At 64.6% G+C, this 11781-nt stretch carries 8 protein-coding genes and 1 pseudogene; 4 read left to right on the top strand and 5 right to left on the bottom strand.

What is annotated here, in order from left to right; all coding sequences use genetic code 11:
* Positions 1-95: 95 nt before the first annotated feature.
* A complete protein-coding gene (locus tag ABDB81_RS28550; RefSeq protein WP_137927273.1) occupies positions 96-854 on the bottom strand; it encodes an SDR family oxidoreductase in 759 nt (252 codons plus the stop codon).
* Between the two features lie 260 nt (positions 855-1114).
* Between ABDB81_RS28550 and ABDB81_RS28545 the strand changes: the two genes are divergently transcribed.
* A complete protein-coding gene (locus ABDB81_RS28545) occupies positions 1115-2590 on the top strand; it encodes an MFS transporter (protein ID WP_137927274.1) in 1476 nt (491 codons plus the stop codon).
* A gap of 74 nt (positions 2591-2664) precedes the next feature.
* Here ABDB81_RS28545 and ilvA read toward each other — a convergent pair.
* Positions 2665-3645: pseudogene (gene ilvA / locus ABDB81_RS28540) on the bottom strand (threonine ammonia-lyase, biosynthetic); the annotation flags it as partial.
* A gap of 552 nt (positions 3646-4197) precedes the next feature.
* Between ilvA and ABDB81_RS28535 the strand changes: the two are divergent.
* Positions 4198-5991, top strand: a complete 1794-nt coding sequence (locus ABDB81_RS28535) for an EAL domain-containing protein (protein WP_137927276.1) — start codon at positions 4198-4200, stop codon at positions 5989-5991.
* Positions 5991-7442 carry an HDOD domain-containing protein gene (locus tag ABDB81_RS28530; RefSeq protein ID WP_346814211.1) on the top strand — a complete coding sequence of 484 codons (1452 nt, stop codon included), beginning with the start codon at positions 5991-5993 and terminating at the stop codon, positions 7440-7442. The genes ABDB81_RS28535 and ABDB81_RS28530 overlap by 1 nt, the downstream gene beginning before the upstream one ends.
* Positions 7443-7449: 7 nt before the next feature.
* Here ABDB81_RS28530 and ABDB81_RS28525 read toward each other — a convergent pair whose 3' ends face one another.
* From ABDB81_RS28525 to ABDB81_RS28515, 3 genes are all read right to left on the bottom strand, one after another.
* Positions 7450-8427, bottom strand: a complete 978-nt coding sequence (locus ABDB81_RS28525) for a sensor domain-containing diguanylate cyclase (protein ID WP_137927278.1) — start codon at positions 8425-8427, stop codon at positions 7450-7452.
* A gap of 117 nt (positions 8428-8544) precedes the next feature.
* The gene (locus ABDB81_RS28520) at positions 8545-9192 is read right to left on the bottom strand and encodes a carbonic anhydrase (RefSeq protein ID WP_137927279.1); all 648 of its coding nucleotides are present in this window, start codon (positions 9190-9192) and stop codon (positions 8545-8547) included.
* Between the two features lie 22 nt (positions 9193-9214).
* Positions 9215-10534 carry an MFS transporter gene (locus tag ABDB81_RS28515; RefSeq protein ID WP_160474477.1) on the bottom strand — a complete coding sequence of 440 codons (1320 nt, stop codon included), beginning with the start codon at positions 10532-10534 and terminating at the stop codon, positions 9215-9217.
* A 148-nt stretch (positions 10535-10682) separates the two neighbouring features.
* Here ABDB81_RS28515 and cyoA point away from each other — a divergent pair, with 148 nt between their 5' ends.
* Positions 10683-11744 carry a ubiquinol oxidase subunit II gene (gene cyoA / locus ABDB81_RS28510; RefSeq protein ID WP_137927281.1) on the top strand — a complete coding sequence of 354 codons (1062 nt, stop codon included), beginning with the start codon at positions 10683-10685 and terminating at the stop codon, positions 11742-11744.
* Positions 11745-11781 lie beyond the last annotated feature (37 nt).

The raw sequence follows: 11781 nt of genomic DNA, 5'->3' as shown, positions 1-11781 counted from the left end.
CTGGAAGTTCTGCTTGCCGACTTTTCGCAAGTTGAACCGCTGGCCCTCTCCCCCGCCCCTCTCCCGCAAGCGGGAGAGGGGAGCACACCGAACCACTACCCCCGCCCCACAAACGGCATCTTGGTCGCCATCACCGTCATGAATTGCACATTGGTTGCCAGCGGCAGGTTGGCCATGTGCAGCACCGAACTGGCGATGTGCGCCACATCCATCAGCGGTTCCGGGCGGATTTCGCCATTGGCCTGCGGCACACCACGCGCCATGCGGTTGGCCATGTCGGTGCCGGCGTTGCCGATGTCGATCTGGCCGCAGGCAATGTCGTAGGCGCGTCCGTCCAGCGAAAGACTCTTCGTCAGCCCCGTGATCGCGTGCTTGGTCGCCGTGTAGGGCACCGTGTTGGGCCGGGGAGCGTGCGCAGAAATCGAGCCGTTGTTAATGATGCGGCCGCCCTGCGGGTCTTGCGCACGCATCAGCGCGAACGCGCCACGTGCGCACAGGAAGGCGCCGGTCAGGTTCACATCGAGCACAGCCTTCCATTGTTCGACCGAGAGTTCGTCGATGGGTAAGGCCGGGGCATTGACACCGGCGTTGTTGAACAGCACATCGAGCCGGCCAAAGCGCTCGCGGACCTTCGCGTAGAGCGCATCCACCGAAGCGGGGTCGCTGACATCGCATTGCACGGCCAGCGCAGTCTGCCCGGCAGCATTGGCCTCGTCGGCCAGCGCCTGCAGCGTTTCGGCGGTGCGGCCCGCCAATACCACCTGATAACCATCCGCCAGCATGGCCTGCGCCACGGCCTTGCCAATACCACGGGCGGCGCCCGTGACCAGTGCCACCTTGTTATGCGTTGTCATGCCCGATGTCTCCTGTCGGTGAAAAAGCTGGCGGTCATCGTACATCACGTTCGCAAGGGCAACCTTTCAACTTGCCTGCAATCGTCGCTCCACCATGACCCCGCTATGTGTGCAGTTCTAAAGATATAACAACAATGCATTTGGTCTGAACAAGGGGTTGTCGTACGATTCGCCGCTGGTCGGGGCGAGATAGGTGGAGTGCTGGGGAGGCTTTCGCTGAAACGTTCCGATTCCATTCCAGCCCTCAAAACTACAAAACCATGTCAGTCGATCTCGCCCTGTCGCCCGCCAGTACGGCGGCGGCCAGCCCGGCGGCCCCATCGAAGGCCGTCATCCGTTCCGCCGCCGATGTGACCCGCCTCGTCAACGATGGCGGCGCGGCCGTCAGCAACGCGCGCATCGTCGTAGCCATCGCGCTCGGCGGCATCTTCCTGGATGCCTACGACCTCGGCGCGCTGGCCTTTGGCCTTAAAGACGTCACCCGCGAATTCAACCTCACGCCGGCCGGCACGGGCATGGTGGCATCGGCCATCACGTTCGGCGCCATCGTCGGTGCGTTCCTGGGCGGCTACCTGACCGACCGCATCGGCCGCTACCGCGTGTTCATGGCCGACATGCTCTGCTTCGTCTTTGCCGCCATCGCCTGTGCGCTGGCACCGAACGAGTACGTGCTGGCCGGTGCGCGCTTTGTGATGGGTCTGGGCGTCGGCATCGACCTGCCGGTGGCCATGGCGTTCCTCGCGGAATTCTCGAAACTGAAGGGACACGGCAACAAGGCCGCGCGCGTGGCCATGTGGTGCCCCACCTGGTACGCGGCGATCTGCGTCTCGTACCTGCTCGTGCTCGGCTGCTACTCGATCCTGCCGGAATCGCATAGCGGTCTGCTGTGGCGCATCATCCTCGGCTTCGGTGCGGTGCCCGCGCTGATCATCATCGCCGTGCGCAGCCGCTACATGAGCGAATCCCCGATCTGGGCCGCCAACCAGGGCGACCTCGAAGGCGCGGCCAAGATCCTGCGGAAGTCCTACGGCATCGACGCCACCGTGGCGCCCGACGCGGTAGTGGAGCCGCCCAAGCGTCCGGCCTCGTGGCGCAACTACGGCCTGCTGCTCAAGGGCGTGTACGCGCGCCGGACCACGCTGGCCACGATCATGTCGATTGCCTCGTCGTTCGCCTATAACGCAGTGGCGTTCGGCCTGCCCGTCATCATCGCCAGCTTCCTGGCGCAGACGATGCTGAACACGATCCTGATCTCGCTGGCGCTGAACCTGCTGTTCGCGTTCGTCGGCGGCCTGATCGGCGTGTACCTTGTGCCGAAGACCGGCGCGTGGAAGCTGACCGTGACCGGCTACGCCTTCCAGCTGGCCGCACTGGTCGGCCTGGCGCTGATCGGCAAGCCGGCCGGCACGGCGCAGATCGCCCTCGCCATCTCGTTCCTGGCGGTCTTCCTGCTGGGCCAGGGCTTCGGTCCCGGCGCGCATACCATGACATACGCGTCGCTGAGCTACCCCACCTCGCTGCGCGGCGTGGGCGTGGGCTTCAACCAGACGCTGATGCGCGCCAGTTCCACGGCATCGCTGTTCCTGTTCCCGGTGCTGGCCGCCACGCTGGCGACCAAGGTGTTCTGGGTGATCGCGCTGGCCCCGCTGCTGGGGTTGCTGGCGCTGCTGGCGATCCGCTGGGAACCGGCGAACTACGATGTGGATGCCGAGGATTTTGTGGCAAGCAAGGTCTGACGGTTTGACGGTTTGACTCCCCTCTCCCACGCAGTGGGAGAGGGGAGAAAACCCGTAGCAATTTACCGCGCTCCCTCCGCCCGCTCCGCCACGATCCGCAACCGGTCGAAGTTCATGTTCGCCCCCGACGTGATCGCCACCAGCGATTGCGCCGATCCCTCGGGCAACCCTTCCGCATACTGTTTCAACCCCGCTACGGCCAGTGCGCCGGCCGGTTCCACCAGGCTGCGGGTGTCCTGGAACACGTCCTTGATCGCCGCGCACAGGGCGTCGGTATCCACGGTCAGCACGCCATCCAGCAGATGCCGACATAGCCGGAAGGTCTCTTCCCCTACGCGCTTGACCGCCGTGCCATCCGAGAACAGCCCCACCGTTTCCAGCGTCACCCGCTCGCCGGCTACCAGCGAGCGGGCCATGGCGCAGGAGTCCTCGGTTTGCACGCCGATCACGCGCACCTCGGGCCGCACCGCCTTGATATAGGACGCCACGCCCGCCGCCAGGCTGCCGCCGCCAATCGGCACAAACACGGCGTCCAGTGCGCCGCGATGCTGGCGCAGGATCTCCATGCCTACCGTGCCCTGCCCGGCAATCACGTCGGGATCATCGAACGCCGGGATGAACGTGAGCGCATGCTCTCGCTGCAAGACCATGGCGTGGTCGTAGGCATCGGAATACGACTCACCGGCCAGCACCACTTCCACCATGTCGCCCCCGTGGGCGCGTACGGCATCCACCTTGACCTGTGGCGCGGTCTGCGGCACCACGATGATGGCGCGCACGCCCAGCCGCGCGGCGGACAGTGCCACGCCCTGCGCGTGGTTGCCGGCCGACGCCGTGATCACGCCGCGCGCCAATGCATCGGCGGGCAGGTTGACCATCTTGTTGTAGGCACCGCGTACCTTGAAGGAGAAAACGGGCTGGTGATCCTCGCGCTTGAGCCAGACGCGGTGACCGAGCCGGGCCGAGAGGCTCGATGCCTGTTCCAGCACCGTCTCGCGCGCCACGTCGTAGACCCGGGCGGTCAGGATGCGCCGCAGGTAGTCATCGGCATCGATCGCGCCGATATCGGCGGCAACCGGCACAGAATGCAAGAACGGGGAGACGGTCGAAACGTGGGCGGTCGATGGCATACGGCACTCCTGGCTGAAAGCGTGGAACCCAGGAGGCGGCAACAAAAAACCCGCCTCGTTGGGCGGGTTTGTTTGTCTGTTTCGGACGCGCGCTAACCCACCATTCTTGGAATGGTGCGAATAATCGCGATGGCGATGGCGTTGGATTGCAGGCCGAGACAGGTCATGGCAGCGAGTGTCACGGATTTCACTACATCGTGTCAATCCCGGTGCATGGATGGCGTGTGCCGGACAAGCCGCCTGTTGTAGCGGCGCCGATTCCCGCAATCCGTTACGCAGCGCGGCCTACAGGCGTATGCAACCTCGTATTAGAATCGGCGCTGTTGCGCCACACCGCCTGTCAAAGCCAGTGGTCATGATCCGGGCATGCATTTGCCATGGACTGGTTTTGGGTCAAACAGGCGGCGGCATTTCAGTTTCAGACAATTCCATCCGATATCCATCCTGCGTCCACCGGACTTCGGGCATAAAAAGTACATGACCGCGCTTGCATACGATGTAGCCCTGGCACCCGAGCCGGCCGACCGCCGTGCGCACGGTGCCACCCCTGCCGGGGGCGAGGCCTGGGCGTTGCTGGAAGCATCCGGCGCGCTGGCCATGTGGGTGGACGCCCAGGGCCGGATTCTCGAAGCCACCGAGACCACAGCCGATCTGCTGGTGTACCCGCTCGACTATCTGCGCGGTGCGTCGTTGCTCGACCTCGTTGCGCTGGAATCCCGCGAACGCGTGGCCCAGATGCTGAATGGCTGCGCCCACGATGGCGCCGCGCGCCGCGAGCGCGTGCGCATGGCCGGCGGCATTGGCGGCCCGGACTGGATCGACCTCCGGGTCAGCCAGCACACCGCGTCCAATGGCGCCCGCACCCTGCTGCTCTTCGGCCACGACATTACCGACTGGGTGGAATCCCAGCGCGAACTGACCGAGCGTGCCTTCCTGGATCCGCTGACCGGCGTGGGCAACCGCGCCTATATTCGCAAGCGGATCGAGGAATACACGTCCGGGCAACGCCTTGCCCAGCCCGGCAACGCGGCAGGCCAGGGCTTTGCGCTGGCGCTGATGGACCTGGACGGGTTCAAGAACATCAATGATTCGCTCGGCCACGAGTTCGGTGACGCGCTGCTCAAGGAAGTGGGCGCCCGACTGCAGGACACCGTGCGCACGCGGCACAGCGTGGCGCGCCTGGGCGGCGACGAGTTCGTGCTGCTGCTCGATGGCCTGGCTTCCGAGGCCGACGCCGTGCGGATTCTGGAGCGCGTGATCCACGTCTGCCGCCAGCCTTTCCTGCTGGGCGGCTGCCATGTGCGCATCACCACCAGCATTGGGCTGGCCTATTCGGCCGGCGCGCCGCAGAGCGAATCGCAATGGCTGCGCCGCGCGGACCTGGCGATGTACGAGGCCAAGGCGCTGGGCAAGAACCGCTACTGCGTCTATACGTCCGAACTCGATCGCCGGCTCGACGAGCAGTTCCGCATCGAGCAAAGCATGTTCGAGGCCGTGCAGAACGGCGAATTCCTGCTGCACTACCAGCCCATCGTCTGGCCGGACTCCGGCAAGATCTGCGCGGTGGAGGCGCTGATGCGCTGGGAGCATGCCGGTGAAGCCATTCGCCCGGACATCTTCATTCCCGTGGCCGAGAAGAATGGCCTGATCAAGCATCTGGGCGCCTGGGCGCTGCGCTGCGCCTGCGCGCAACTGGCGGCCTGGGATGCACAGGGCATCCACGTGGGCCATATGTCGGTGAACGTATCGGCCGTGCAGTTCCTGCATCCGAACTTCTTCGACAGCGTGCGCGCCGCCATCCAGGACGCCGGTATCGGCGCGGACCGTCTGGTGCTGGAAATCACGGAAAGCGTGCTGATGACCGACCCGAAGGCGGCCGAGCAATTGCTGCTGTCGCTGCGCGCGCTCGGCATCCGCTTTGCCGTGGACGATTTCGGCACCGGCTATTCGAGCCTGTCCTATCTGCGCCGCTTCCCGCTGTCTGCACTCAAGGTGGACCGCAGTTTCGTGGCGGACATGATCGATTCCCCGCACGCGCGGACCATTGTCTCCGCGGTGCTGTCGCTGGCGCGCGAGCTGGGCCTGGTGGCCATCGCCGAGGGCGTGGAGACCGAGGCGCAAGGCGATCTGCTCGCGGCGCAGGGCTGCGATCTCGTACAGGGCTGGCGCTATGCGCGCGCCCTGAGTCCGGCCGATTTCGAGAACTCGGTGCTCGACGGCACGCTCGTCATGGGCCAGGGTGAAGTCTTCACGCAACGGGTGGCTGCCTGATGTCATCCAAGACAGCCTTCTTCGAGACCTTGTGGGCACGGATGGCGCAGCAGGGAGACTTCCCCACGCTGCAGTACTGTGTCGACAACATCTTCAAGACGCTCAATGCCGATCTCAGCGTAGGCGAGATGGCCACGAGCGTGCTCTCCGATTTCAGCCTGTCGCAGAAGGTGATCCGGCTGGCCAACTCGGCCATGTACCGCTCTTTCGGCGGCGAGGTCACCACGGTCTCGCGCGCGATCCTGGTCCTGGGCGTGGAGGCAATCAGCCACCTCACGCTCGGCATCCAGTTGCTCGATTACTTCCACGGCGTGGCACCCAAGCGCCCGCAGGCCGCCAAGGCGCTGCAACGCGTGCTGGTGGCGGGCGAGATCACGCGCGCACTGAGCCAGGCACGCGGCATCAACGAGGGCGAGGAAGCCGTCGTCTGCACGTTGATGTACCACATGAGCCGGCTGCTGCTGGTCTTCTACTTCCCCGACGAATGGGAGCGCGTGGAGGCCATGTGCGCCGCGCATCCGATGACGGAGAACGAGGCCACGCTGGAGGTGCTTGGCGTCTCGCTGGAGGAAATCGCCGAGGCCGCTGCCGCGAAATGGCGCCTGCCGGGGCTGATCGCCCATGCGATGAAACCTCGCACGATCTCCTCGGACACCCGCATCGAAACGCATTCGGACTGGCTTGCCGCCATCGCCCATGTTTCCTCCGAAGCGGCGGTGACCATGGTGCGCGAAGGCACCCAGGAATCGGTCGAGGCGCTGCTGATGTCGCACGCCAAGATGCTGGGCCTCAATCCCGGCGATGTCGGCGTGGCCGTCAGTCAGGCCGATACGCTCAATACCTCGATCACCGAAGCGGAAACGGTCACGCCTGTCGATGGCGTGTCGCCGCATGGTGCGCAGCCAGTGCACGTGCTGGAGCGGCTGCAGCAAGGTCTGGCCGAGGTACGCCGCGAAGGTGCGGGCCTGTCGGTGTCTCAACTGGCGCCGATGGTGCTGGAGACCAGCATGCGCGCGCTGGATTTTTCGCGCTGCTTCCTGATGATGCTGAACCCGGCGACGCGGCGTTTCCACGCGCGGCTGGGCTTTGGCGAAGGCATGCGCGAGGCATTGCCGGCGCTGTCGTTCGAGGAAGGATTCGTCCCCGACGTCTTCCACTTCGCGGGCCTGTCGTCGCGGCCCCTGCTGATCGAGGACACGTTCGAGCCTGAAGTGGCGCACCGCATGCCGCGCTGGTATCGCGATGCATTGCCCGACGCGCGCTCCGTGGTGCTGGCACCCGTCAAGATGCGCAATCGCTGTATCGCGCTGATCTACGGCGACTGGGGCGCAACGCGCATGCCGGCCGCCCTCGGCGAAGCCGAGATCGATGCCATCGACGCATTGATGCAGGAGATCGCCGCTGGCGTCATGCGCGCGGCGCCCGACCGCAGCGTGCCGCGTCCGCGCTAAACCAGCGCTATTGAGGGTTCTGCGCCGCCTTGCGCTCGGCCTTGTTGCGATACATCGCCGCATCGGCTTCGGCCAGCAGGTCGTGGATGTTGCCATGGCGCGGCGGCGTGAACGCAATGGCGCCCGTGCTGTAACGCAGCGCATAGCCAGCCGGATTGCGCGCATTCCACGCCGCCACCTGCGCATGCAACCGTGCCAGCGCGTCGGTGCAACCGTTCAGATCGGTATTGGTCAGCAGCGCGGCAAATTCATCGCCACCAAGCCGCCCCACCACATCGGACTCCCGAAACGCCGCGCGCAATTCCGCTCCGAACGCCATCAACGCGCGGTCCCCCTCGGCATGGCCGAGCTGGTCGTTGATGAGCTTGAAGCCATCCATATCGAAGAACACGAGCGTCGCGGGCCGCTCCAGTCGTCGGCACAGTTCCACGGCATGCTGGCCCAGCACGGCAAACCCGCGACGATTCGACAACGATGTCAGTTCGTCCATCGTCGCCAGTTGCACCGCTGCCAGTTCCTGCTCGGCCATCTGTGCCAGGTCGTGCAGCAACGCGCGGTCTTCGGGGCCAAACTCGCGCGGCGTCCGGTCTACCAGGCACAGCGTGCCAAGCTTCACGCCATTGGCCGCCGCGAGCGGGCATCCTGCGTAGAAGCGGATATTCGGTTCGCCCGTGACCAGCGGATTGTCATGAAAGCGCGGGTCCTGCGTGGCATCGGTAATCAGCAGGATGTCGTCGCAGTTGATGGCGTGGCCGCAGAACGACGTATCGCGCGGCGCTTCCCTGCCATCGAGTCCTTCGCAAGCCTTGAAGAACTGCCGGTTGGTATCGATCAGGCTGACAACTGCAATCGGTACATCGAACAGTCTTTTGGCGAGGCGCGTCAGACGATCGAAGCGCTCTTCATACGGCGTATCGAGAATGTTCAGTGAGCGCAGCGTCGCCACGCGCAGGGCTTCGTTGGGAGGAATCGGGGGCAGTTGCATGTTCGGGGTTCAGGCCGGCATATCAATCCGTATGCATGACATCATTCCTGACTACGGCCAGATCGCCCAGTTAATGAACCCTTTGTTGCACTTTTCCGTCGATTGTTCGCAAGGCAATCATGCTCGTGCAATGGTGGCCGTGACCTCGGGATGCTCGACCAGCGGTACGAAGCTCCCGGTGCGGCTGTCGTAGGCATCGATGCCGCCCGTGCCAATGTCATAGACCCAGCCGTGCAGGTCCACGCGCTTCTCTTCCAGCGCCTGCGCAACCGATGGATGCGTGCGCAGGTGCGCAAGCTGCTCGATCACGTTTTGCCGGACCATGTCGTCAACGCGCTCCCGGTCAGACGCATGCGGTTTCGCCAGGCAGATCTTGTGCGCACCGCCAGCATGCTGGAGCCAGCGCGCCACGGCCGGCATATGGTCGAGGTCCTGCCCCATCGCCACCGCCGTCATGGCCCCGCAGTTCGAGTGGCCGCAGATCACGATGTCGCGCACCTTCAGGCCGGCCACCGCAAACTCCACGCTGGCCGACACACCGCCGGGCTGCACCGCGTACGCGGGCACGATGTTGCCGGCGTTGCGGATCACGAAGAGATCGCCCGGCTCGCTCTGCGTCAGCAGCGCGGGTTCCACGCGGCTGTCGGAACAGGCGATGAACAGCGTGCCCGGGTTTTGCTGCGTGGCGAGATGGCGGAACAGCGCGGAGCGCTGCGGATAGGCTTCGCGCTGGAACTTGAGGATGCCCCGGACGAGATCTTTCACTTCGGCGCTTTCACGTCAGGCGTCATTCGTCCGGTGTACCGAGCGCACGGTTCACGCGCAGCGCAATCAGCGTGCCCAACACCCCTGACAGCAGGTAGAGGCTCACCGCCGCCAGGCCGAACAGCGACGACAGCCCCAGCGCGACCAATGGCGCAAACGCGGCACCGAACAGCCAGCCAAAGTCCGTGGTCAATGCAGCGCCCGTGTAGCGGAATTTCGGATCGAAGTTCGACGTGACCGCGCCAGCCGATTGCCCATAGGACAGGCCCAGCAACCCGAAGCCCACCAGGATGAAGATGTCCTGCGCAGTGGAATCGCCACCCAGCAGCCACGGCGTGGCCAGACTGAAGATACCGATCAGCACGGCCATTACCGCCAGCGTGGTGCGCCGGCCAATCTTGTCGGCAATCCAGCCGGAGATGATCGTGCCGATGATCGCGATGAAGCCGCCCACCAGCTGGATCGCCAGCACGTCGGAGATGTCCTGGGTCTTGTGCAGGATCACCCAGCCCAGCGGAAAGACCGTGACGAGGTGGAACAGCGCATAGCTGGCCAGCGAGGCGAAGGCGCCCAGGAAGATGTTGAAGCCCTGCGCGTTGACCATCTGCAACGTGCTCAGCGGCTCCAGTTCGTCTTCCTCCAGCAGGCGCGTGTATTCGTGGGTCACCACCAGCCGCAGCCGTGCGAACAGCGCCACCACGTTGATGGCGAAGGCCACGAAGAACGGATAGCGCCAGCCCCAGTCGATGAACTCCGCCGGTGTCAGGCTCGCATGCAGGAACAGGAACAGCCCGCCCGCGATGATGAATCCCGTGGGCGCGCCCAGTTGCCCCAGCATCGCGTACCAGCCGCGCTTGTCCGCCGGGGCATTGAGCGCCAGCAGCGAAGGCAGCCCGTCCCACGAGCCACCGAACGCAATGCCCTGCACGAAGCGGAAGAACGCCAGCAGGTAGATCGCCGCGCTGCCGATCGACGCATAGGCTGGCAGGAAGGCGATGCCCACCGTGGCGGTGCCGAGCAGGAACAGCGAGGCAGTCAGCTTGGTACCCCGCCCCCACCGGCGCTGGATGCGCATGAACAGCGCGGTGCCGAACGGGCGGCCGATGAACGCGAACGAGAAGATCGCGAAGCTGAACAGCAGCGCGTTCAGCTCACTGGCAAACGGAAAGTAGACCTTCGGGAAAACCAGTACCGAGGCGATGCCGTAGACGAAGAAATCGAAATACTCGGAAGCACGCCCAATCACCACGCCTGTGGCGATTTCGGCAGGTGCCACCTCGTGGTGTCCCGGCGCCGGAGGTGCAGTCGGCGACGCGCGATGCTGGTGGGTCAGACTGGCCATCGTGGAGTCTCCATCGAGAGCAGAAGGAATGTCGTACTGCACTTAAAGTCCCGCACTGACAAGAATAGCGCCTAAACTGCCATTGGAAATCGAAAGATTGCTACGTCGGTCCGCCGTCGACGTAATTCAAACGCCACTTCCGAGAACCATGCCACGCTTCGATGCTGCAGTGCCAACATTTGGTGTGACGAAAAGATTGCTTCTTAGAAGTGCCGCAATCGCCATGCTCCTGACCGTCGCGGGTTGTGGCAACGCGGTACTGCTGTCACCTTCCGGCGACCTCGCCGTGCGCAACCGCGACCTGATCATCATCGCCACGCTGCTGATGTTGCTCATCATCGTCCCGGTGATATGCCTGACGCTGCTGTTCGCATGGCGCTACCGAGAGAATGCCAAGGACGCGCCCTACAACCCCGAGTGGGACCACTCCACCGTGCTGGAACTGGCCATCTGGGCCGCGCCACTGCTGATCATCATTGCGCTGGGTGCCGTGACATGGGTGAGCACCCACCAGCTCGATCCTTACCGGCCCATCACACGGCTCGACGACAAACGCGCCGTCCCCGCCGACATCAAGCCACTGACCGTGGAAGTGGTGGCGATGGACTGGAAATGGCTGTTCCTGTATCCCGAACAAGGCATAGCGACGGTCAACGAACTGGCCGCGCCGGTGGACCGGCCCATCGCGTTCAAGCTCACGGCCACCTCGGTCATGAACGCGTTCTTCGTCCCCTCCCTGGCCGGCATGGTCTACGCGATGCCCGGCATGGAAAGCAAGCTCCACGCGGTGATCAACAAGCCCGGTGTCTACGAGGGACTGTCATCGAACTACAGCGGCGCGGGCTTCTCGCACATGTCGTTCAAGTTCCACGGCCTCTCCGAAGGCGACTTCGACAAATGGGTACAGCAGGTGAAAGCCTCGGGCACACCCTTGTCGAAAGAAAGCTACCAGGCGCTGGCCAAGCCCAGCGAACGCGAGCCGGTGCGGCGCTATGCCAGCGTGGCCCCCGAGCTCTACCAGCAGATCCTGAACCGTTGCGTGGATGGCGGCACCTGCATGGCAGACACGATGGCGCTGGACCGCAGCCGCGGCAAGTTCGATCCTTCCGCTGAAATCTGTACCGCCAGCAATACCGTGGCTGTGTCGCCGGCATTCGCGCCGGATGGCGCGGCACCGGGCGCGGTGGACGGCGGGCGATTGTTACGCTGACCTTGCAGTGACCGTTGCGATGGCGACGGTCTGCCAT

The sequence above is a fragment of the Cupriavidus sp. DL-D2 genome, assembly GCF_039710735.1.
Taxonomy (GTDB): domain Bacteria; phylum Pseudomonadota; class Gammaproteobacteria; order Burkholderiales; family Burkholderiaceae; genus Cupriavidus.
Note: the sequence above shows the minus strand (reverse complement) of the source record. Positions and strands in the feature narration are given on the sequence as shown.